The organism is Porphyrobacter sp. GA68 (assembly GCF_022605525.1).
Classification (GTDB): domain Bacteria; phylum Pseudomonadota; class Alphaproteobacteria; order Sphingomonadales; family Sphingomonadaceae; genus Qipengyuania_B.
Genome location: NZ_JAKQYJ010000002.1, coordinates 368,636 through 391,260, shown reverse-complemented (window position 1 = coordinate 391,260; position 22,625 = coordinate 368,636). Strand labels below are relative to the sequence as shown.

At 62.8% G+C, this 22,625-nt stretch carries 19 protein-coding genes and 1 tRNA gene; 13 read left to right on the top strand and 7 right to left on the bottom strand.

The window, feature by feature from the left end:
- Positions 1-2 precede the first annotated feature (2 nt).
- The gene (locus tag LHJ54_RS09645; RefSeq protein WP_228243677.1) at positions 3-1,307 is read left to right on the top strand and encodes a folylpolyglutamate synthase/dihydrofolate synthase family protein; all 1,305 of its coding nucleotides are present in this window, start codon (positions 3-5) and stop codon (positions 1,305-1,307) included.
- Here LHJ54_RS09645 and LHJ54_RS09640 read toward each other — a convergent pair.
- The gene (locus tag LHJ54_RS09640; RefSeq protein WP_228243676.1) at positions 1,304-2,653 is read right to left on the bottom strand and encodes an MFS transporter; all 1,350 of its coding nucleotides are present in this window, start codon (positions 2,651-2,653) and stop codon (positions 1,304-1,306) included. The genes LHJ54_RS09645 and LHJ54_RS09640 overlap by 4 nt on opposite strands.
- Before the next feature lie 75 nt (positions 2,654-2,728).
- Between LHJ54_RS09640 and LHJ54_RS09635 the strand changes: the two genes are divergently transcribed.
- From LHJ54_RS09635 to rsmD, 3 genes are read left to right on the top strand one after another with little or no spacing between them, the layout of a single operon-like run.
- Positions 2,729-3,886 carry an aromatic ring-hydroxylating dioxygenase subunit alpha gene (locus LHJ54_RS09635; RefSeq protein WP_228243675.1) on the top strand — a complete coding sequence of 386 codons (1,158 nt, stop codon included), beginning with the start codon at positions 2,729-2,731 and terminating at the stop codon, positions 3,884-3,886.
- 18 nt (positions 3,887-3,904) lie between these two features.
- A complete protein-coding gene (locus LHJ54_RS09630; protein WP_228243674.1) occupies positions 3,905-4,666 on the top strand; it encodes a pseudouridine synthase in 762 nt (253 codons plus the stop codon).
- Complete coding sequence (gene rsmD / locus LHJ54_RS09625; RefSeq protein ID WP_228243673.1) at positions 4,666-5,214, top strand: 16S rRNA (guanine(966)-N(2))-methyltransferase RsmD; 549 nt, start codon at positions 4,666-4,668, stop codon at positions 5,212-5,214. The genes LHJ54_RS09630 and rsmD overlap by 1 nt, the downstream gene beginning before the upstream one ends.
- A gap of 44 nt (positions 5,215-5,258) precedes the next feature.
- Here rsmD and LHJ54_RS09620 read toward each other — a convergent pair whose 3' ends face one another.
- The gene (locus LHJ54_RS09620; protein ID WP_228243672.1) at positions 5,259-5,975 is read right to left on the bottom strand and encodes a hypothetical protein; all 717 of its coding nucleotides are present in this window, start codon (positions 5,973-5,975) and stop codon (positions 5,259-5,261) included.
- Positions 5,976-6,096: 121 nt separating this feature from the next.
- On the opposite strand from LHJ54_RS09620, the gene LHJ54_RS09615 reads away from it, so the two are divergent.
- The 3 genes from LHJ54_RS09615 to LHJ54_RS09605 all read left to right on the top strand — a co-directional run bounded on the left by LHJ54_RS09615 (position 6,097) and on the right by LHJ54_RS09605 (position 10,885).
- Positions 6,097-8,400, top strand: coding sequence for an ATP-dependent helicase (locus tag LHJ54_RS09615; RefSeq protein ID WP_228243671.1), 2,304 nt, complete (start codon positions 6,097-6,099; stop codon positions 8,398-8,400).
- 113 nt (positions 8,401-8,513) lie between these two features.
- Entirely contained in the window at positions 8,514-10,079 is a 1,566-nt protein-coding gene (locus LHJ54_RS09610; RefSeq protein ID WP_228243670.1) for a winged helix-turn-helix domain-containing protein, read from the top strand.
- A 191-nt stretch (positions 10,080-10,270) separates the two neighbouring features.
- Positions 10,271-10,885 carry a PEPxxWA-CTERM sorting domain-containing protein gene (locus tag LHJ54_RS09605; protein ID WP_228243669.1) on the top strand — a complete coding sequence of 205 codons (615 nt, stop codon included), beginning with the start codon at positions 10,271-10,273 and terminating at the stop codon, positions 10,883-10,885.
- A 50-nt stretch (positions 10,886-10,935) separates the two neighbouring features.
- Here the strand turns inward: LHJ54_RS09605 and LHJ54_RS09600 are convergent, their stop codons facing one another.
- The 3 genes from LHJ54_RS09600 to LHJ54_RS09590 all read right to left on the bottom strand — a co-directional run bounded on the left by LHJ54_RS09600 (position 10,936) and on the right by LHJ54_RS09590 (position 13,741).
- A complete protein-coding gene (locus LHJ54_RS09600; RefSeq protein WP_228243668.1) occupies positions 10,936-11,778 on the bottom strand; it encodes a sterol desaturase family protein in 843 nt (280 codons plus the stop codon).
- Between the two features lie 56 nt (positions 11,779-11,834).
- Positions 11,835-13,169, bottom strand: coding sequence for a DEAD/DEAH box helicase (locus LHJ54_RS09595; RefSeq protein ID WP_228243667.1), 1,335 nt, complete (start codon positions 13,167-13,169; stop codon positions 11,835-11,837).
- Between the two features lie 107 nt (positions 13,170-13,276).
- Positions 13,277-13,741 (bottom strand): hypothetical protein, encoded by a 465-nt coding sequence (locus LHJ54_RS09590; RefSeq protein WP_228243665.1) that lies wholly within the window; start codon positions 13,739-13,741, stop codon positions 13,277-13,279.
- A gap of 130 nt (positions 13,742-13,871) precedes the next feature.
- Here LHJ54_RS09590 and LHJ54_RS09585 point away from each other — a divergent pair, with 130 nt between their 5' ends.
- Both LHJ54_RS09585 and LHJ54_RS09580 read left to right on the top strand, forming a co-directional pair.
- Positions 13,872-15,344 carry an FAD-binding oxidoreductase gene (locus LHJ54_RS09585; protein ID WP_228243664.1) on the top strand — a complete coding sequence of 491 codons (1,473 nt, stop codon included), beginning with the start codon at positions 13,872-13,874 and terminating at the stop codon, positions 15,342-15,344.
- A gap of 71 nt (positions 15,345-15,415) precedes the next feature.
- Positions 15,416-16,195, top strand: coding sequence for a SapC family protein (locus LHJ54_RS09580; RefSeq protein WP_228243663.1), 780 nt, complete (start codon positions 15,416-15,418; stop codon positions 16,193-16,195).
- Positions 16,196-16,417: 222 nt separating this feature from the next.
- On the opposite strand, the gene LHJ54_RS09575 is transcribed toward LHJ54_RS09580, so the two are convergent.
- Complete coding sequence (locus LHJ54_RS09575) at positions 16,418-17,395, bottom strand: N-formylglutamate amidohydrolase (protein WP_228243662.1); 978 nt, start codon at positions 17,393-17,395, stop codon at positions 16,418-16,420.
- Between the two features lie 159 nt (positions 17,396-17,554).
- On the opposite strand from LHJ54_RS09575, the gene cpdR reads away from it, so the two are divergent.
- The 4 genes from cpdR to LHJ54_RS09555 all read left to right on the top strand — a co-directional run bounded on the left by cpdR (position 17,555) and on the right by LHJ54_RS09555 (position 21,072).
- Positions 17,555-17,944: a cell cycle two-component system response regulator CpdR gene (gene cpdR / locus LHJ54_RS09570; RefSeq protein ID WP_228243661.1), complete on the top strand. Its 390-nt coding sequence runs from the start codon at positions 17,555-17,557 to the stop codon at positions 17,942-17,944.
- An 84-nt stretch (positions 17,945-18,028) separates the two neighbouring features.
- Positions 18,029-18,103 (top strand) — tRNA-Val (locus LHJ54_RS09565).
- 109 nt (positions 18,104-18,212) lie between these two features.
- Positions 18,213-19,436 (top strand): NADP-dependent isocitrate dehydrogenase, encoded by a 1,224-nt coding sequence (locus tag LHJ54_RS09560; protein WP_228243660.1) that lies wholly within the window; start codon positions 18,213-18,215, stop codon positions 19,434-19,436.
- Positions 19,437-19,440: 4 nt separating this feature from the next.
- Entirely contained in the window at positions 19,441-21,072 is a 1,632-nt protein-coding gene (locus tag LHJ54_RS09555) for a bifunctional GNAT family N-acetyltransferase/carbon-nitrogen hydrolase family protein (RefSeq protein WP_228243659.1), read from the top strand.
- Between the two features lie 26 nt (positions 21,073-21,098).
- Here LHJ54_RS09555 and putP read toward each other — a convergent pair whose 3' ends face one another.
- Entirely contained in the window at positions 21,099-22,571 is a 1,473-nt protein-coding gene (gene putP / locus LHJ54_RS09550) for a sodium/proline symporter PutP (RefSeq protein ID WP_228243657.1), read from the bottom strand.
- Positions 22,572-22,625: the final 54 nt, after the last annotated feature.

The window sequence follows — 22,625 nt, the reverse complement described above, 5'->3', positions numbered from 1 at the left end:
AGGTGCGCGACCTCGGCCGCTCCGACAATCCGTTGGTGCAGCGGCAGCTGAACCGCCTCTCGCGGCTCAGCCTTCCGCAAGGCCGGCTGGGGCTGGAAACTGTAACAAGGCTGCTTGCCCGGCTGGGCGATCCGCAGGATCGGTTGCCGCCCGTTTTCCACGTCGCCGGGACCAACGGAAAAGGGTCCACCTGCGCGTTCCTGCGCGCGATGCTGGAGGCGGACGGCAAGCGGGTTCACGCCACGATTAGTCCGCATCTCGTCCGCTACAACGAACGGATCCGCCTGGCGGGCGAGCTGATCGGCGACGATCATCTTGCGTCGCTGCTGGAGGAGGTTTTGGATGCAGCGGCGGGACTGACGCCCAGCTTTTTTGAAGTGACGATAGCGGCCGCGTTCCTGGCGTTCACCCGCGAACCGGCGGATGCCTGCGTGGTGGAGGTGGGTCTTGGCGGTCGGCTGGATGCCACAAACGTCATCGGCAGACCGGCCGTTTGCGGTATCGCCGCATTGGGTCTGGATCACGAACGGTTTCTGCTGACACCCGAAGCGGGCACGCCGACCGATCCCATGGCCCGGATCGCGTTCGAGAAAGCCGGCATCGCCAAACCCGGTGTGCCGCTGGTGACGCTTTCTTACGGCGAGGCGGAGATGGACACCATCAGCGCAGTCGCAGCCCGGGTGGGTGCACGATGGCTGCCCCAAGGTCACGATTGGGACATGATCGGCCTGCCAGATTTTTGCGCCTACCGCGACGGCACTCATGGCGGCGGCGTTGATGTGCTGCACCTTCCGTTCCCGCGCCTTCCTGGCCCGCATCAAATCGACAATGCCGGTCTGGCGATGGCAATGCTGCGTCATCAGGATGCGGTCGAAATCTCAGTTGACGCGCTGGACACCGGATTGCTGACAGCCACCTGGCCTGCGCGGCTGCAGCGGCTACGCCCTGGACCGCTGGCCGGTGATCGCCAGGTGTGGCTGGACGGCGGGCACAATCTGTCCGCCGGAAAAGCTCTGGCGGCACACTTTGGCAATCGCCCCCTGCACCTCGTCATCGGCATGATCGAGGGCAAGGATCCCGCCGCGTTGACGGGTCCGCTCGGCGATGCGTTGGCCAGCATTGTTGCCGTGCCGGTGCCCGGTCATCCGTCTCATCCTGCGCATGCCTTCGGTCCGAACGCACGTCCGACGAGGGATGTTGCTTCAGCCCTCGCCATGCTGCCCGCTGACGGGTTGCCGGTGCTGATCGCCGGTTCGCTCTACCTGGCGGGCGAGGTGCTGCGCCTCAACGACGAGGTGCCGGGCTAGACCGGCGGATCGTCGCGCGCGTCGCCCGGCCCGACTTCGCCGGCCGTACCCATCGCGGCATCGACGAGACCCGTGCGCATCATCCACCAGAACAGGACAATGCCGGGCAATGCCAACAGCGTGGTCAGCAGATAGAAGTTTACATAGCCGAAACTCTCGATGAGACTCCCTGCCGTTGTTCCGGTCAGAACGCGGCCCACGATGCTCGCCCCGGCGCTGATCAGAGCATATTGCGCGGCAGTGAAGCGCAGATCGCACAACGCGGAAAAATACGCGACCACCACCACTCCGCCGTAACCGCTGGCGAAGTTTTCAAAACCGATCGCGGCTGCCATGCCGATGTTCGACTTGCCCGCCGCAGCCAGCAGCGCAAAGCTGAGGTTGGAAACGGCCATCAGAACCAGTGCGATCAGAACGGAACGTTTGAGGCCAAGTTTGGCATACAGGATTCCGCCGATAAACACGCCGATAATCAGCGCCCAGAACCCGACTCCGATATCGTAAATGGCGATTTCGTCATTGGTGTAGCCCAGATCGTCGAACAGCAGCCGGAAGGTGAGGTTCGCCAGCGTGTCGCCGATCTTGTGGACCAGGATGAATAACAGGACGAGCCAGGCGCCGTGGCGCTGAAAGAACTCGGCAAAAGGGCCGGTAATCGACCGCCAGGTGTCGCCCAGGCTCTGCTTGGTCGCGACGACCTTGCGCCGGGCCGGTTCCCCCAGGATGAGGGCCGTGAGCATCGCGGGCAGCGCGAACACGGCGCACGCCATGTATGCCACTTCCCAACCTGCCCGCGCTGCGACCACGAGCGCCAGTGCGCCCGCGCCAGCAGCCCCGATCCGCCAGCCATACTGGCTCATCCCCGAACCGGTGCCGAGTTGATAGGGTTTCAGTGTCTCGATTCGGTAGGCGTCTATGATGATGTCGAAAGTCGCACCCGCAAAGCCCAGCATCACCGCAGCAGTCGCAGTCCAGACAATGTCCTGCTGCGGCTGAACCAGCGCGAGGTTGAAGACCGCGGCAATCACCAGCACGCCCACAACAAGCATCCAGGAGACCCGCTGACCCAGCCGGCCGAGAACCGGAATGCGGACACCATCGACGATCCAGGCCCACAGGAACTTGAGGTTATAGACCAGGAAGGCCAGCGTGAAGGCGGTCACGGTGGACTTGTCGATGCCCTGTTGCGCCAGCCTGGTGGTCAACGTCGCAGCCAGCAGTGCAAACGGAAATCCCGACGAAACGCCGAGGAAGAAGGCTCCGAGGGACTCCTTCTCCAGATAGGGACGTATGGAGTCCCACAAGGTACGCCTTGGCACGGCGTCAGCCACCACAACTTCACTCATCCCCGACCCATCCCCTTTGAACTTCCCGTGCGATCTGCGACACTAGCGCCGGGAGCAGGAAATAGGAACGGCCAGATGAACGCCATCGATATCGCGGCCCGCCGCCAGCCAACAGCCGGGCAACTCGCCCTCGCCCGCCGGATTGCGCAGCCTCTGCCGCCGGAGGAGCGGTCGATCAGGCATGTGCCCGCCAGTGCCTATACCTGCCCGGCGCGGTACGCGGCGGAGAGGGCGGCAATCTTTGACCGGATGCCGCAGATCCTGTGTCCCTCCGCGCTGCTGCCATCCGCAGGCATGGCGGTGGCCCATGATGCCACCGGCCGGCCGTTGCTGGTGACACGCGACAAGAACGGCATCGCGCGGGTGTTTCTGAACGTCTGCCGTCATCGCGGAACAAGGCTGGTCGAGGGATCGGAGCCGCAATGCGCCGCGCGGCTGGTGTGCCCCTATCATGCGTGGACCTATGCGCTCAGCGGCGATCTGCTCGCCCTTCCCCGGCCCGACACCTTTCCCGAACTGGACAAGCAGGCCATGGGGCTGACCGAACTGCCCAGCATGGAGGCGGGCGGAGTAATCTGGTTCGCGCCGGAAGCGCCCGCCGACTTCAGCGATTGCGACGCTCTCGCCGCCGATCTTTTCGCCATGGGACTGGACACCCATGTGCTGTTCCGGCGGCGAATGCATCAGGTCAAGGCAAACTGGAAGCTGGTGATGGACGCCTTTCTGGAAAGCTACCATGTTACCCGCTTGCACGCCCAGACCATTGGCCGCTTCTTCAAGGACGGCGTGACGGCTGGCGACCTGATCGGGCCGCACCAGCGTTCGGCGGTGGGCCGCGCCGAGGAGATGGAGAGCATCGACCTTTGCGACATGACCGCGCTGCGCCGGGCGGTGACGTTCGCCTACCAGTTGCTGCCCGGTGCGCTCATCATCCCGTCCCCGGACTACTTCAACATCATGGTACTCTTCCCCCAGGCGCACGACCTCACCCTGGTCGAGGATTTCATGCTCATCCCGGAAGAGCCGCAGACGGACAAGGCAAGAGAGCATTGGGAGCGGAGTTGGCGCCTGCTGGACGAAGGAGTGTTCGCTGCCGAGGATTTCCGGGCAGCGGAACTGGGGCAGCAGGGACTGCAAAGCGGCGCGGTGTCGCAACTGACGCTCGGCACCCTCGAAACAGGCATAGCCCGTTATCATGAGGCGGTGGAGCACGCCTTGCGCCTGGGCGGCTGACCCCTTACCGCACGGCCCATGTCCGCTGAACCACGCCCGCAAGGGGATCGCATCGCCAAGTTGCTCGCCCGGGCCGGCGTCGCCAGCCGGCGCGAGGTCGAACGGATGATCGCGGAAGGGCGGGTGACGCTGAACGGGGCAAAGGTGACGACACCCGCTACCTTTCTCGAAACACTTGGCGGTGTGAATGTCGACGGAAAGCCCGTTGCCGCGCCTGACAAGGCAAGGCTTTTCCGGTTCCACAAGCCGGCGGGGCTGCTCACGGCGGAGCGGGATTTCAGCGGCCGGCCGACGATCTACACCGCTCTGCGCAATGCCCTGCCGCCGGGAACGCCGCGGGTGATGCCGGTCGGCCGCCTGGACCTGAACACCGAAGGTTTGCTGTTGCTGACGAATGACGGCGCGCTGAAGCGGGCGATGGAACTGCCGTCTTCTGCCGTGCCGCGCACATACCGCGCCCGCACGTTTGGCGATGTCAGCCAGGCCCAGCTGGAGGATCTGATCGAGGGGGTGACGATTGACGGGGTCCATTACGGCCCGATCAACGCCAATCTGGAGCGCCGGACAGGTCGCAACCAATGGGTCGAGCTGACTCTTACCGAAGGCAAGAACCGGGAGGTGCGGCGTGTGCTGGAACATTTCGGCCTGGAAGTGAGCCGCCTGATCCGCACCGCGTACGGGCCGTTTGTACTTGGCGATCTGGCGCGTGGGCAGGTGCGCGAGGTGGCGCGGGGCGAACTGTTCGACTTTCAGCGCAGCCTGCCCGCCAAGGCGCGCTGATGCGGGTTATCGCCGGCGAGTGGCGCGGACGGCGACTGGCGGCACCGCGGGGCGACATAACAAGGCCGACAGCCGACCGCGTTCGCGAAACGCTTTTCAACATGCTGGTGAGCCGGCTGGGCACCTTCGAGCAGCTGCGCGTGGCGGACCTGTTCGCAGGTTCGGGTGCCCTGGGGCTGGAAGCGTTGTCGCGCGGTGCCGCGCACTGCCTGTTCGTCGAGCAGGATCGCGGGGCTCTTGCAGTGCTGCGTCAGAACCTTGCGGCGCTGAACGCTGGCGAACGGGCCACCGTGCGCGCTGGATCCGTTCTGGATCTGGGGCCAGCACGCGAGGGTCTGGATTTGCTCCTTCTGGACCCGCCTTACGGTTCGGGAGCGGGTCAGGTTGCGTTGCACCGCCTCCTCCGCCTTCGCTGGATCGGCCCGGCCACTCTGGCAGTGCTGGAAACAGCTGCTGACGATACCGTCCAGATTCCCGGCTTCAGGACCGACGGCCAACGCATTGTTGGGAAGGCGCGGCTTACGTTTCTGCTGCCTGAAAAAGAATAGCGGGCCTTGCATGGCCCGCTATTCTCCTTTGCATATGTTAGTGCTTAGCGGCGCGGCGCGGTCGCGCGGTTCTCCGGGAAGGTATCCAACGGCCGGTTGACATTCGCACCGCGTCGACCCGCTTCCCACGGATTGATGCAGCTGTCGGTGCGGGTGCGGTCGCAGACCGGCACTTCGCCGGTGGTCGACGGACGATTGTCAGCGATCGGCTGCACTACCGTTGCGCTCTGGAACCGGATGTTTCCGGATGTGGCGGCACCGGTGGCAGAGTTGTTCATGGTCGTACCAGAAGCAGTGCTGCCAGTCATAGTGCTGCCGGTGGTCCTCCCAGTTGCGGTAGTGGTAGACGCCGGATTCGCCATGGTGTTGCCCATGGTTGTGCCGGCGTTACCGGCCGTGCCTTGCTGCATGGTTCCGGCGGCACCGGCATTGGCGGCGTTTACCTGTTCCATGATGCTCGTCCAGGCGGCGGCGCGCTGCGTGGCATCCATATTGTACATCCGCATCCGCTGATCATCGTCAAGCAGAAACCAGGCCTGACGCTGTTGTGCATTCAGGGTCATGAAATAGCGCTGCTGTTCCGCAGGCATCCGGTCGTATGTGGCACGGTCCTCCGCGCTGAGAGCATCGTACGCTCGCTGCTGTTCGGCGGTCATCGCGCTGCCGGGCTGGCTTGTCCCGCCTTGCATCTGGGCACTACCCGCAGCCGGGAGAGTGGCAAGAGCAAGCGTGGCAACCCCCGCAATCATCAGACTCTTCATTGGACTTCTCCTTGAAAGCAATGTCTCGCGGTCCTTACGGCCTGCCGCCGCTTCGGTTCCGAGACTGCGGCGAGATGCCCTTGCGCCTCCATGACCCGTTCTCTAGATGTTCGCGGCAACCATGCCTCAGTCCTCAACCTCCGACCGCGTTCCGGCCCATGTCGAGCCGCTTTACATGCGTCGTCTGAACCCGTCGCAGCGCGAAGCGGTGCTTACCACACAAGGACCGGTGCTGATGCTGGCAGGCGCAGGGACCGGCAAGACGGCGGCCCTGACCGCGCGGCTTGCGCACCTGATCGCCGCACGCTTGGCATGGCCGGGCGAAATCCTCTGCGTGACCTTCACCAACAAGGCCGCGCGGGAGATGCGCGAGAGGGTGAGCGAACACATGGGCCAATCAGTGGAAGGCATGCCATGGCTCGGCACGTTCCACTCCATCTGCGCAAAGATGCTGCGGCGGCATGCAGAACTGGTCGGACTGCAAAGCAACTTCACCATCCTTGATACGGATGATCAACTGCGCTTGCTCAAGCAGCTTATCATCGACAACGATCTGGATGAGAAGCGCTGGCCTGCCCGGCAGCTCGCCGGACTGATCGACAGGTGGAAAAACCGGGGCATGAACCCCGACGATCTCGATGCCGTGGAGAACGAAGCCTTTGCGAACGGCCGGGGTCAGCAGTTCTATTCCCTGTATCAGGAACGGCTGAAAGCGCTGAATGTCTGCGACTTCGGCGACCTTATCCTTCACATGGTCAACATCCTGCGCGGCAACCCTGACGTCCTTGAACAGTACCACCGCCGCTTCAAATACATCATGGTTGACGAATATCAGGACACCAACCAGGTGCAGTATGCCTGGCTGCGACTGCTGGCACAGGCGCGGCAGAACATCTGCGTGGTCGGCGACGACGATCAGTCCATCTATTCGTGGCGCGGGGCGGAAGTTGCCAACATCCTGCGGTTCGAGAAGGACTTTCCCGGCGCCACGGTCATCCGCCTCGAACAGAATTACCGCTCCACCCCGCAGATCCTCGCGGCCGCGTCCGGCCTGATTGGCGCGAACAGCGAACGGCTCGGCAAGACCCTGTGGACGGAATTGCCGGCCGGGGAAAAGCTACGCGTCATCAGTGTGTGGGACGCGCCCGAGGAAGCGCGCCGGGTCGGCGAGGAGATCGAACGGCTGGAACGCGGCGGCGCTTCGCTGGATCAGATTGCCATCTTGGTACGCGCGCAATATCAGACCCGCGAGTTCGAAGATCGCTTCATCCAGATCGGCCTGAACTACCGGATCATCGGCGGCTTCCGGTTCTACGAACGGGCGGAGATACGCGATGCCCTCGCCTACCTGCGCGTCATTGCCCAGCCAGCCGACGATCTGGCGTTCGAACGCATCTATAACCAGCCCAAGCGAGGCCTGGGCGCCAAGACGCTGGAAGCCATGCGCCGTCACGCGCGCCGCAGCGGAATGCCTCTGGCCGCCGCGGCCCTGCAGCTTGCCGACAGCGACGAGTTACCGACCCGCGCCGCCAATACACTGGGCGGCCTGCTGACCCAGTTCGTAAAATGGCGGGAGGATGCTGCGATCCTGTCTCCGGCCGACCTGCTGCGCAACGTCATCAGCGAAAGCGGCTACGAAGACATGCTCCAAAAGGAGCGGAATGCAGAGAGTGCCGGCCGGCTGGAGAACCTTACGGAACTCGCCCGCGCCTTGGAAGACTACGACACGCTCGGAAGCTTCCTGGAGCATGTCAGCCTGGTGATGGACAACGATGCGCGGGACGATGGGGAGAAGATCACCATCATGACCATGCACGCTGCCAAGGGGCTGGAATTCGATCACGTGTTCCTGCCCGGATGGGAAGACAGCGTGTTCCCTTCACAGCGGGCGCTGGATGAAGGCGGGGTTGCCAGTCTCGAGGAGGAGCGCCGCCTCGCCTATGTCGCAATCACGCGTGCCCGGAAGCGTTGCACCATCCTCAACGCAGCGAACCGGCGCATTTATGGCAGCTGGACCAGTTCCATCCCCAGCCGGTTCATCGATGATTTGCCCGGTGAGCATGTCGAGCAGGAAAGCACCATGACCGGCGGTGCATCACTGTGGCGGGCCAATTGGTCAGAACAGGAAGACCCATTCGCTCACGTGGCGCAGTCACGTCCAGACCGGAGCGCGGGCCGCGGGCCGGGATGGCAGCGGGCCATTGCCACTGGTTACGACGCCCGCCAGCTTGCCGTGCCGGAAAGTCGCCGCAGTGCCGCCAGCTTCGCTGCCAAGCCTCGCGGCGACATCGCCATCGGAGCGCGCGTGTTCCACGACAAGTTCGGTTACGGCGAAGTGATTGATCAGGAGGGCAACAAGCTGGAAATCGATTTCGAGACGAGCGGAACCAAGCGGGTCATAGACAGCTTCGTAAAGCTAGCCTGAGCCCACTCGGCGAGGTTCGCGGCAGAGTAGACGAGGGTCACGGCTGAGCGCCGATAACTGGATTTCCGCGACTTCTTGAGGTATCTTCCTGCGCAATCGGAGGAGATTGCGCGATGCATGGCACCGACCGGGTATCAACCAGCGCCGCCAATCTGGTCCGTCGCCCTGCCCTTGCCATTGCTGACATCCACGCCGATCCCGCCACCCGGTGCATAAGTGGACCAGGCGGCGCTATCACCGTTCCGCCACGCGTGATGCACCTCTTGCTTGTCCTGTTGGATGCTCAAGGTGCGGTTGTTACCCGTGACGAGTTGACGCAGGCGATCTGGAACGGGCGGTTCGTGGCGGAAGATTCCCTGAACGGTGCCGTCGCCGAACTGCGCCGAGCCCTGCACCGCGCCGGAGCGGAACGCATCAAGGTCGTCACGGTCCCGAAAAGCGGTTACCGGATCGCCTGCCCGGCTCCTGCCAAGCCGGGCGAAGACACGCACCTTCTGGCTGACCGGTCCCGGCGGGCTATCCCCCGCCGATGGTTCATGGCAGGAGGAGCTGCCGCGTTTGCGGGTTTGGCCACCATGTCCGCGTGGCGGGTGACGAGTACGCCATCGCATGCCGACCGTTTTGTCGGGCGGGGCTTGCTCGCACTGCGGCAAGGCTTGCCCGATCCGCAGCAGCAGGGAGTTGCCGATTTTCAGCGTGCGGTGAAGCTCGATCCAGATCACGCTCGGGCGTGGGGCCTCTTGGCACTGTCGCTGCGGGCGGCCGCCGAATACAGCCCGCCCGCACAGGTGGCCGGAAGGCGCGCCGAGGCTGAACTCGCGGCGCGGCGGGCTCTCGCAATCGATCGGCAGGAGCCGCACGCCATGACTGCGCTGGCGCTGCTGATGCCATCCTTTGGCAACTGGCTTCAACAGGAACGCCGTCTGCGCCAAGTGCTGGAGGTCGACCCTCAGAACCGTTTCGCCACCGCCGCCCTTGCCACACTGCTCATGTCAACCGGACAGGTGCGGGCGTGCCTCAAGCGCCTTGACTTTCTGGAGCGTCTGGACCCGCTATCTCCTGATCTTCAGTTCCGCCGCGTCTATACCCTGTGGAGCAGCGGGCGTCTTGCCGATGCCGATGCCACTGCCGACCGGGCGATGCAGTCATGGCCGAACCACCCTGCCGTATGGTTTGCACGGTTCTGGACCTTCGCGTTTACCGACCGCGCGGACAGGGCGCTGGTGATGTTGCACAGGTCGCCGGGCCGACCGCCTATGCCGGCCCAGGCCATGCACCTGCTGAATGTGTCGCTGGAGGCGTTATCCGACCCTGCCGGAGGGTCGAAGTCGCAGGCAGTGGCCGCGAACAAGAGGGCTGCGGCTGTCGGTCCTGGTCAGGCGATTACTGCCATCATGGTTCTCAGCGCTCTGGGTGAGGCGGCCGAAGCGTACGAAGTGGCCCGCGGGTTTCTGGTGCAGCGCGGGCCCGTGCTGGTGAACCAGCGGCACACCCACGCGCAACCCTCCGTCACCGATCAGCATCACCGCATGACCATGATGCTGTGGATCCCAGCAACGCAGAACCTGCGGTTGGAGCCGCGCTTTGGCGAGCTTTGCACGGACATGGGTCTCGTACGCTACTGGAAGGAGGCGGGCACCGGCCCTGATTTCAGAGGCGGTTCCCTCACCACAATATGATTGGCGAAGCGCCGCGAAGTCCTTTCTTTCACGACAAAGAAGCTGCACAAATCGTTGGAACGAGGTAATTTTCCGCGAATTCAGGAAAAATGCAGCTTATCTTCATGGGCTGCAGCCCGAGGAGCGCTCAACCTGCAACTCCGAAGTCGGCCCCGCCATGAAAGGGGCGATTCATGAAAAGGAGAAAGGATGTGAAACGCTCTCTCACTTCGCTGGCGGCATGCGCCATGCTCTTGACCGCGTCCGCCGCTCAGGCGGCGACGGTCGTGTTCCAAGGATCGCGCCAGAACGTCGATGCTCCTGGTCCAGCGGCGGCGCGATGCGGTTCGCGCGCCACCACCAATGTGGTCAACAACCCGCCGTCCGCGACGTCTTCAGGTATATCGAACCTGGGCAGTTTTACGCCTACATTGTCGCATTGTATCCAGCTGCCGCTGTCCGTAACCGGACCAAGCCTGTTCGACCTCGGCGAGTTCACCTTCGATTTTGGCGGAGGAGATACGCTGATCGGCACTTACAGCGGGGAATTGAATCTGCTGTCGCAGGGGCTGTTTTCCGTTTCTCAAAGCCATCTCGTGACCGGTGGTACAGGGTTCTTCGCCGGAGCTACAGGCAGCTTCGCAAGCTCCGGAACCCTTAGTTTCCTGGGCGGCCGACCGACCGTTTCTCAGGCGTTCCAGGGCACCCTCAACATTCCCGCGGTTCCGGAACCTTCTACCTGGGCGATGCTGGTGGCCGGCTTTGGCGCGATTGGCGCAGCGATGCGAGGCAGACGGCGGTTGCCGGCAACCGCCAAGTACGCGTGAGAGGATTTGCGCGGCGGCTCGAGTAATAGCGGACGCCGCGCTCCTCCCCGCTAGCCGCGCGCTTGAGGACAGGTGGGCGTAGCGGGGGCGGCGCGGTCTTCGCTGTTGCCGAGGCGATAGCGTCGCTCCCATGGCCGTGCGAGTTCGCCCAGGAAGCCTCTCGTCCCTTCGGCAATGCCGGTTTCGCAAGCGACGTGCGGGGTGGGATCGACGTAAGTGCCGAACAGCCGGTCCCACAACGTCACCGTGTTGCCAAAGTTCGCGCCCATCAGCGCTTCGTCCCGGATGTGATGCAGACGATGCGCGGCAGGCGAAATCAGCCACCGGCCGAAGATGCCCAGCGTCCACGGCACGTCCGCGTGGACAAAGAACCCCCAGAAGTTGCGCACCAGGGCTGCGGTGGCGATGGCCCAGGCGGGGAAGCCCATCACAAACAGCAGGCAGGCGTCGATGACTACGCTGAGCAGCTTGCTGACCGGGTGTTTTCTGAGGGTCGTCAGCCAGTGATAGTGGGTATCCGCATGATGAGTTGCGTGAAACCGCCACAGCAGCGGATGGTGTTCCATGCGGTGCCGCCAGTACACGACGAAATCTGCGACCAGAATGGTGAGCACCACCACGACCACAGGGTGCCAGCCGTTCCAGAAGGCAGTCACGGCCGCAGAGGCGGAAAGCGTTTTCTGCACGAACTCGCCGGGCCAGAAGAACAGCGGGGCGAGGATTATCCCGTTGAACAATGCCAGCGCGAGGTTGGTGGCGAATTCCGCTCGCACGCGCTGTATGGCTGCGACGAACGCGGCGCCTTTCGTCGCCAGGGCCAGCAGACCGAAGCCTACGCCCATCACGCTCAGCAGCAGAAGAGTTCCCTTGGCCGGCTCGACGAACACTTCCATCCGGGAAGCGATAGCGAGCAATCCTTACCCGCAGGTAAAACCCCGCCTATCCTCTACTACAGTGCCGACTGACTCAGGAATTGCGGGACTGGACCGAACCACTCGCCAGGAGAAGAACTGCTGTCGTCCGGAACGACCTTGGCGTCAGCCTTGCGTGTTGCAGAGGACGTCCGCTTCCGGGAAGATGCTGCCGCTTGTCGGGGCGCGCTGCTTGGCCGCTCCTGCGCAGGGGAGCGAACCTCGGCAGGAATGCTTACTCGCTCCGCCTTGCTTGGCTCCGGCAATTCATATTGCGGGATGTCGAGGCCGGTCAGCTTTTCGACATTGGCAATCGCCTCTGCGTCCTCTTTGGTCACGAAGGTAAAGGCCCTGCCCTTCGCTCCGGCGCGCCCGGTCCGCCCGATCCGGTGGACATAATCGTCCGGATGCCAAGGCGTGTCGAAGTTGAAGACATGGCTGACGCCCTTGATGTCCAGACCGCGTGCCGCAACGTCCGACGCGACCAGAATGTTGATGTCGCCCGCCTTGAAGCGATCGAGTTCGCGAATCCGGCTGGACTGATCCATGTCGCCATGGATTTCGCCCGTGGCGAACCCGTGACGGGCGAGGCTTTGACTGAGTTCGCGCACAGTCGTCTTGCGATTGGCAAAGATGATGGCCGTCTTGACATCGTCGTTGCGTAACAGCCAGCGCAGCCGTTCCCGCTTCTCCCGCGCGCCCACCTGAACCTTGTACTGAGTGATGTCCTTGTTGGTGGACGCCGCCCGGCTCACTTCAATCCGCTTCGGATTGTCGAGGAACTTCTGGCCCAGCTTTTCAATGGGCGGCGGCATGGTTGCAGAAAACAGCACGGTCTGCCGGTTCTTGGGCAGCTTTTCGCAGATGAACTCGATATCGGGTATGAAACCCATGTCGAGCATCCGGTCAGCTTCGTCGATGACCAGCATCTCGCATCCGGTCAATAGGATCTTGCCCCGCTCGAACAGGTCCATCAGTCGGCCAGGGGTGGCAATCAGCACGTCCACACCTTCGTCCAGCGCCTTTACCTGATCGCCCATCTGCACACCGCCAATAAGCAGCGTCATCTTCAGATCGTGATTGACCCCGTACTTCTCGAAGTTCTCGGCCACCTGCGCGGCGAGTTCGCGTGTCGGCTCGAGGATGAGAGATCGCGGCATCCTGGCGCGTCTGCGTCCGTGATGCAGGATGTCGATCATCGGCAACACGAAACTGGCGGTCTTGCCTGTGCCGGTCTGGGCTATGCCGATGATGTCTTTCATCATGAGCATGGCGGGAATGGCCTGCGCCTGGATCGGCGTAGGCTCTGAATAGCCCGCATCATTCACTGCCTTGAGCAGTTCAGGCGACAAGCCGAGATTGGCAAAGGTCATGGAGCGGGATATGGTTCCGGAACAACAGTGCGGCAATGGCGGCACCAGTGGGGTCGCGCTACGCCGGAACCTGCGACAAAGTCAAGCCGGGTGGAGATGGCTTCACCCTATGGAGCCGGTTCCGCCACCAGCCGGTTGATCCTGCCCACGGAACAGCGGACGCCCGACCGGGAATGCAGCACATCGCGCGCGGGACACAGCATGCCATCGCCGTTCTGTTCGACATAGAAGCCGGAATAGAACGCTTCCGTCTGACAGCTCTTGTCGAACCGCAAGGTCAGCAGCTGTCGGTTGCGCATGTACAGGCGCAGACGATCGCCACGCTCTGCCGCCACGCCGGCAATGGCACCGACCGGGATGCAGCCTTGCAGAGGCCGTTCCACGATGCGGAACGGAACGGACGGGTTGGCCCCCGCCAGCGAGGCTGGTCGTGCCGTTCCACTGCTTGGACCGATCCGAATGATCACCCTCTGTTCGATGCGAACCTGCTGCGATGCGCGCACTTCCGGCGCCGCAGGGTAAGTGGGCAGGAAAAGCAGGGTCGGGGCAAGAAGAAGCGCAAGGATGCTCATTGCTTGAAACTCGCCCTCCTTCTGGACCGCGCGCATTGCGGCCGGTGCGCCTGCCGGTCCATATACAGCTGCCTTGAACACCGGCTTAATCCGGTTTGGCTAAGCTGGGCTGCTACCCTATGTCTCAGGGATGATCATGTCACATTCGGGTCAGGCACGGCAATCGGGTCCTGGTGCGCTTCTGGAAAAGCTGACCGCTGCACTTGGCGCGAAATGGGTGACGTCGGACGTCGCGGGGATGGACGGGTGGCTGACTGACTGGCGAGGTCGCTATACCGGGCGGCCGCTGGCGATGGTGTCTCCCGCGAACACGATGGAGGTTGCTGCCGTGGTCGGCTTGTGTGCCGACAATGGCGTGCCGATCGTTACGCAGGGCGGCAACAGCGGCATGGTAGGCGGAGCAACGCCCGATGACAGCGGCACGCAGCTGCTGCTTTCCACCAGGCGATTGACTGATCTTGCCATCAAGCCCGAGGCGGCCACCGCAACGTGCGGAGCCGGCGTAATCCTCCAGAACCTGCACGAGGCGGCCGCAGGGCACGACCTGCGATTTCCGCTGACGTTGGGCGGGAAAGGGTCGGCGACGATCGGTGGCCTGGTCAGCACCAACGCAGGGGGCACGCAAGTGCTTCGCCATGGCACCATGCGGCGTCTGACACTCGGCCTCGAAGTCGTGCTGCCCGACCGGCGTGTGCTTGCCGCGGATCAAGGCCTGCACAAGGATAACCGAGGCTTCGATCTCAAACAGCTGTTTATTGGTTCCGAGGGGACGCTGGGCATCATCACACAGGTGCAGGTAAGGCTTGTTCCAGCCATTGCGGAACGCGTGGTAGTCTGGGCCGGCGTCCGCAGTCTTGCCGATGCCCGGAACCTGCTTCTGCTATGTCAGAGTACACTGAACGAAAGGTTGGAAGGGTTCGAGGTCCTGCCGCAGGCCTGCCTCGACAACGTACTGGACTTCCTCCCCGCCGCGCGGGCGCCTTTGCCAGCGCAGCATCCCTGGCACGCGCTGCTGGAATTCGCCGGCGGCGAGCGGACCGCCGACGGATTGCGAGCCCAGGTGGAACAGTGCCTGGCGCAGGCGCTTGCGCAAGGTCTCTGCCAGGATGCGGTAATCGCTGCCAGCGACGCGCAGGCCGATGCACTGTGGCTGCTGCGCGAATCCATCGCGCCTGCGGAAAAGGCGCGCGGCCCCGCCGTGCAACACGATATAGCCGTGCCCCCCGACGCGATGCCGGCCGTCGTTGAGCAGCTTGGACGGGAGGTTGTGGATCGTTTTCCGCTCCACGATGTGCGCGCCTTCGGTCATCTTGGCGACGGCAACATTCATTTCCATGTGGTGGCGCCTCGGGACGCCCCTGCCGACTGGGCCAAGGGGCTGGCGCGGGATATAAGCGCGTTTGTGTATGACCGTATCACGCAGTTCGGCGGCACAATCTCCGCCGAACACGGCATCGGACAGGACAAGCTGGCGACGCTGGCGCGCACGCATGATCCCGTCGCGCTTGATCTGATGAGAGCCGTCAAGCGCGCCTTGGATCCGGCCGGACTGCTCAATCCGGGCAAACTCGTCCCGCTTGCGCGTGACCATTCTGTTTCGTAAGGCGCGCGCGCAATCCATGGCGTCTCGCGCCGCTTCCGCAATCGCTTAGTCCTTTTTACCGGAGAGTTCTTATGGCCAGTGTGCCGCAACCAGCCCTGCCCCTGTTCTACAAGGATTTGATGCCGCTCAATTCCAACGATCATGCCACCTGGCGGGTGAAAGGGTCGGACACGGCGCAGTGGCTCGTCGGGCAACACGCCATTCCGCTCACCGTCGACGAGATGGTGCAGGCGCAGCGGCACTTCCCCGTCGTTTTCTCCTCGGGCGATAATCCTGTTCCGCTGGCTTTGATGGGTATGAACGAAGGCGTTAATGTTTTCGTCAACGAACAGGGCAAAGTCGAAGAACCGATTTATATTCCAGCCTACATCCGCCGCTATCCCTTCATCCTCGCCAAGCTGCGGCAGGACAGCGAGGATCTGTCGCTGTGCTTCGATCCGACTGCCGACAACATCGGCGACTTCGACGAGGGTGAAGAGCTGTTCACTGATGGCAACCCGTCGGAAGGAACGCAGCGGGTGCTTCAGTTCTGCGAGCAGTTCGAACAGGCCGGGCACCGGACGCGGTTGTTCATGGAAGAATTGCAGAAGCACAATCTCCTGATGGACGGAGAAGTTGCCATCACCCAACCGGATCAAGGTGACAAGCCATTCATCTACCGCGGTTTCCAGATGATCGATCAGGACAAGCTGCGCGAATTGCGGGGTGACCAGCTGCGTGCCTGGAATCAAAACGGCATGCTGCCGCTGGTGTTCGCTCAGATCTTCTCGCTCGATCTGATGCGCGTGATCTTCGCCAGGCAGGCGCAGCTTGGACTGGTGCCGCAGGCTAACATGGCGCAGCCCAACTGAATGTAGTTCAACTGATTTGAATTGCTGTCGCTCCATCCCGTGCCGGCGCGGAAAAAAAGGTTAACAAAATACCCGAGCGGCGCTTGAACGTCGATCGCACGACCTTACATAGAGATTACCGGGCAGCGCTTCCCCCCTCATTGCCTGCCCGGCTGGTGCGGCTAACGCCGCGCCTCCTCCCTGAACCTTGACCACCTCGTGCTTTCGGCACGGGGTGGTTTTTTATTCCGCCGCCTGCACTTGACTGCGGCCAAGCCATTCCACCTCCGCCGCCAAGGCGGAGATTACGGCCGCAAGTTCTCTTGCTACGGCGGAATGGCGCGCACCCAGGTTTGTCATCGATGCGTCGAGGTAAAGCGAGCGGCAGACCTCCAGTTGCAGGGCATGAATGTTCCGACGGGGCTGGCCGTGCCGGTCGAGAACATAGCCACCCGCATACGGCAGGTTGTGCGCGACCCGCCGGAACTTTTCCAGTTGCTGCAGGGCAAAGCTGGAGATCGCGGCTGCGCAGGAAGCCCCGAACCGATCGCCCAGCACGTAACCGGCGGGTGCCAGTTGACCGGATTGCTGTCCGAGCGGCGGCATGGAATGCAGATCAATCAGCAGCGCCGCGCCCCAGCCCGTGTGCATGTCGGCGAGCAGGCGCCCGAGCACGGAGTGATAGGGCGTATGGATCTGCGCGATCCGCATTGCGAGTTCCTCCGCGCTCAACCGCGTGGTCCAGATTTCGCCAGTCCGCGCCAACCTCCTCGGCACCAGTCCCAGCCCGCTTCGTGCCCGATGATTGCGGGCGGAATGAAGGGGCGCTTTCTTCCCCCGCTCAACCATTTCCCAATCCACGTCGTCCGGCGACCGGTTGAGATCGATCATGGCCCGCGGCGCTTCTGCGAGCAGCAGCGTGGCACCGGTGGCCTCAGCGACTTCCTGTGCAACGCTGTCAATCAGACGGTCTTCCAGCATCAACGCGTCGGTCGCCGGGCGCCGCATCTGCTGAAGGATGGCGGCGGGATACTGCCGGCCTGCGTGAGGCACGGAAATCAGTACGGGAACACTGGCGGTTACCGGCCGCAGCAGAGTGAACGCCGCTCCGCCATCTTGCGGAACAACGCCTCCCTGCTCGCAGACGAACCCGCGCAAGGCTCGCAGGGGCCGCTGTGCCGATGCAGCGAGGTCGGTATCGCGCGCCATCTTCGATGTCATGCATAAGCGCGCCACCTGGCTTGTCAAAGCAGATGCGGTGGCCGGAGAGGGGCCGTGCCTGCGCAGCGGACTGCCTCAACTGTGCACAGGATGCATGATTAGCTATTTGTTAGCCATGCCGGGAAGGGTTTGTTAATGGGTTCGCAATAGGAGCAGAGCATGTCCGCACCGACACCCTTCCGGATCCTCCTTGCCGAAGACGACGAGGCCATGCGCGCCTATCTGGAGCGAGCCCTGCAGAATGCCGGGTATGAAGTGGTCACGGTTGACCGCGGTACGGCAGCAGTCCCCCTGCTGGAAGAGTCCCGCTTCGATCTCCTCCTGTCCGACATCGTCATGCCGGAAATGGACGGCATCGAACTGGCGCAGCATTGCAACAAGATCAGCCCTACAACCAAGGTGATGTTCATCACCGGTTTCGCCGCGGTGACGCTCAAGGCAAGCCGGGAGCAGCCGCATGCCAAGGTTCTGTCGAAACCCTTCCATTTGCGGGATCTTGTGCTTGAAGTGCAACGTACTCTGGAAGGCGACGCGCGCCTCTGGCTTTAGGTTGCGCTTTATCTCTTGCGCCAGTCAAAACGCGCAAGTAAACGCACCCACCCGGCACTCAAGCCGCCGGTGACAGTTCGATGTGGGCGTATAGCTCAGTGGTAGAGCACTGTGTTGACATCGCAGGGGTCGGAAGTTCAATCCTTCCTACGCCCACCATCGAACCCCTGCCTTCCATCCGGTAACGCTGAGATCCCGCCGCACGCCTTGCCTGGCGGCGGTCAGATGCTATGGCCCGCCGCAACCCGTACCAGCAAGCAGGATGGCAATGAACAAGATCAAGGTGGCAAACCCCGTCGTCGAACTAGACGGCGATGAAATGACCCGCATTATCTGGCAGTGGATCCGTGAACGGCTTATCCTGCCCTATCTCGACATCGACTTGAAGTACTACGACCTGTCGATCGAGAAGCGTGACGAAACCGAAGATCGCATCACGGTTGAAGCAGCCAATGCCATCAAGAAACATGGTGTCGGGGTAAAATGCGCCACCATCACCCCCGACGAAGCCCGGGTGGAGGAGTTCGGCCTCAGCAAGATGTGGAAGTCTCCCAACGGGACGATCCGCAACATCCTGGGAGGCGTGGTTTTCAGGGAACCGATCGTCATCGACAATGTGCCGCGTCTGGTTCCGGGCTGGACCGATCCCATCGTGGTCGGTCGCCATGCGTTCGGGGACCAGTACCGCGCTACCGACACCCTGATCCCCGGCCCCGGCAAGCTGCGGCTCGTCTTCGAAGGAGAGGATGGCGAGAACATCGACCTCGACGTCTTTGATTTCCCCAGCCCCGGCGTTGCCATGGCAATGTACAATCTGGACGACTCCATTCGTGACTTCGCGCGTGCCAGCTTCAACTACGGGTACAATCTTGGCTGGCCGGTGTATCTCTCCACCAAGAATACCATCCTCAAGGCCTATGACGGTCGTTTCAAGGATCTCTTCCAGGAGGTATTCGACACCGAAGGCTTCGCCGAAAAGTTCGCCGAGAAGAAAATCCACTTCGAACACCGGCTGATCGACGACATGGTTGCAAGCGCCCTTAAGTGGAGCGGCAAGTTTGTGTGGGCGTGCAAGAACTACGACGGCGACGTGCAGTCCGACATCGTTGCGCAGGGCTTCGGCTCGCTCGGCCTGATGACATCCGTTCTGATGAGCCCGGATGGCAAGACGGTTGAAGCGGAGGCCGCTCATGGCACGGTAACGCGCCACTATCGGCAACATCAGGAGGGCAAGGCAACCTCCACCAATCCTATCGCCAGCATTTTCGCCTGGACCCGCGGGCTGATGTACCGTGGACGGTTCGACGGAACCCCTGACGTTGTCCGGTTCGCCGAAACGCTTGAACGGGTCTGCATCCGGTCGGTGGAGCAAGGCAAGATGACCAAGGATCTGGCTCTGCTCATCGGCCCGGACCAGAACTGGCTGACCACGGAACAGTTCTTCGAAGTCATCGTGGAAGGGCTTGAGGCGGAGATGCAGGGCTGGGGCTGATCTTGTGACCGAAACCCGCAGCAAGGCCCGGTTGGAAGTCCGGCAGGCCCGCGCCAAGGATGCACGGGAGATTGCCGGATTGATCCTCCGGGCCTACCCCGACCTGCCTGCCTATACGCTGGGGCAAATCCGCGGACAGCTAAATAACTTTCCCGAAGGCTGTTTTATCGCCAAGCTGGACGGCCAGGTTGTGGGTTACTGCGCGTCCATGCGCCTGTCCAAACGGGTGGCATTCTCGGACGCCAGCTGGGACGAGGTCACCGGCAGCGGGTTTGGCAGCAGGCACAACCCTAAGGGCGAGTGGCTTTACGGCTACGAGATGTGTGTCGATCCGCAGGTGCGCGGGACCCGCATTGGCCGCCGGCTGTACGAGGAGCGACGGGCGCTCGCAGAACGGCTCGATCTTGACGGCATCGTGTTTGGCGGACGAATGCCGGGCCTGCGCAAGAACTGGCGCAAGGTCGGAGGACCGGACGAGTACCTCGACATGGTTCTTAACAGCAAGCTGCACGATCCGGTGCTGCGCTTTCAGCTGGCCAACGGCTTCGAGCCGGAGGGGATCATCGCCGGCTATCTTCCGGAAGACCGCGAATCCAGAACCTTTGCCGTGCGTATGGTATGGCGCAACCCCTATGTCGAAAGCGATCAGCCGAAAAAGCACCGCGTTCCGCGCGATGTGGAGAGCGTCCGCATAGCCACCTGTCAGTTGCAGGCCCGCGCCGTCAGCGGGTTCGACGAATTTATGCGGCACATCGAATATTTCGTAGATGTCGCAAGCGATTACCAGGCGGACTTCATAGTCTTTCCGGAAATGTTCACGCTGATGCTCCTGTCAGCCGAGGAAAAGGAGCTTTCTCCGCTGGAGGCGATCGAGACGCTGTCCCGCTACACCCCGCGCATCCGGGCAAAGCTGTCGGAAATGGCGTTGTCTTACAACATCAACATCATCGGCGGATCTCACCCGACCCGAATGGATGACGGTGACATTCATAACGTCGCGTATGTGTGCCTGCGCGACGGATCGATCCACTCGCAAGAGAAGATCCATCCCACGCCCAACGAAGCGTACTGGTGGAACATCAAAGGCGGCGATTCCATCGACGCCATCCAGACGGACTGCGGTCCGATCGGAGTTCTCATCTGCTACGACAGCGAGTTCCCCGAACTCGCCCGGCGCCTGGTGGATGAGGGCGCGCGGATCATATTCGTTCCGTTCTGCACCGACAGCCGGCAAGGTTACATGCGCGTACGTTATTGCGCGCAGGCCCGCTGCATCGAGAACCAGTGCTTTACCGTCATGAGCGGCAATGTCGGGAACCTGCCCAACGTCGCCAACATGGACATCCAGTACGCCCAAAGCTGCATTCTGACGCCGTGCGACTTTCCATTCGCCCGGGACGGCATTGCAGCAGAAGCAAGCGAGAACGTCGAAACGCTGACCATCAGCGACGTGAACCTTGCCGACCTCGCATGGGCGCGAGCCGAGGGAACGGTCCAGAACCTCGCCGACCGGCGGTTCGACCTTTATCGCATCCGCTGGGACAAGCGGGTGGGCCAGGTGCCGGAGCGCATCGGCGAGGAACGCGACAGCCCTGCGTCGCGCCCTGCCGGACCTCACACGCCCGGCGGCGGATAGGATCTGCCGATACGCACCGGCGCAGGTCAGGCTTGGCTGACGGGTCGGCTCCGGCCCGTGGCGAGGCTGACCAGCACGACCGCAGCGGCGGACGCGGCGAACCCGGGAATAATCTCATAGACGCCTGCGCCTCCAAGGAAGCTGGCGTTCCAACCCAGCGCGATCCATCCGCCGACGACGGCGGCGCCGGTCACAAGCCCGGCCAAAGCGCCTGCACCAGTGGTGCCCCGCCAAGTAAGCGCCAAGAGGATCATGGGGCCGAACGCAGCGCCGAAGCCCGCCCAGGCGTTCGCCACCAGCCCAAGAACCTGGCTGTCCGGATCGCCGGCGACGAGTATCGCCGCCAGCGCAACCAGCAGCACGCCGCCGCGGCTGACCATCACCAACTCCCGCTCCGACGCCCCCCGACGCAGGAACAGGCGGTAGAAATCCTCTGTGAGAGAACTCGAGGATACCAGCAGCTGTGAGCTAACCGTGCTCATGATTGCGGCGAGAAGCGCCGCCAGCAGGAACCCGGTGACGAACGGATGGAAAAGCGTATCGGCCAGGAAAATGAAGATTGTTTCCGGGTCAGCGAGCGTCAGACCGTTTCGTTCCACATAGGCCCGCCCCGTCAGCCCCACGCCTATGGCGCCCGCAAGGCAGACCGCCATCCAGCTCATCCCGATCCAGCGAGCGGTAGCCACATCACGCAGCGACCGTATGGCCATGAACCGGACGATTATGTGCGGCTGTCCGAAATATCCCAACCCCCAGCTGACCGCCGACAGCCACCCGATCAGCGTCAGCCCCTCGGTGAAACTGAGGAAACTCGGCCCAAGCTCGACCACCGATGCACCACTCCGCCCACCTTCACCGAACATGACCACCAGGGGCATCAGCACCAGCGCCAGCAGCATGATCATGCCCTGAACAAAGTCGGTGAGACTGACAGCCAGGAACCCGCCGATCATCGTGTAAGCGACCACCACCGTGGCCGTGATCACGATGCCGGCCATGTAGGGCGACACCGCCCATCCGGCGAACAGGCCGGCGAAGCTGGTCGCAAACAGCTTGCCCCCGCCGACAAGGCCGGCAGCGGTATAGACGGTGAAGAACAGCACGATTACCAGAGCGCTCACCAGTCGCAGCGCCAGCGCCTTTTCGGGAAACCGGTTGGCGAGAAATTGCGGGATGGTAAGCGCATCCCCAAGTTCCTGGGTCTGCGTTCGCAGGCGGGGTGCAACGACGATCCAGTTGATCAGTGCGCCGACGAACAGGCCGATGCCGATCCACGCCTCTACCAGCCCGGCCGCGTACAGTGCCCCGGGCAGGCCCAGCAGCAGCCATCCGCTCATGTCCGATGCGCCCGCCGACAGGGCAGCCACTGCCGGCGGCAGGTTGCGACCGGCCAGCAGATACCCCGCGCTGTCTGCCGTGCCGCGGCGCTGCGCGAAGACGCCGATGGCAATCATCAGCGCGAAGTAGAGGCCAAGCGTTATCACGGTTCCCGTCTGCATGCGCTGAGGTCATAGCCTACTACCCCTGCATGTCACGCGCGCCGGGTGACTTTT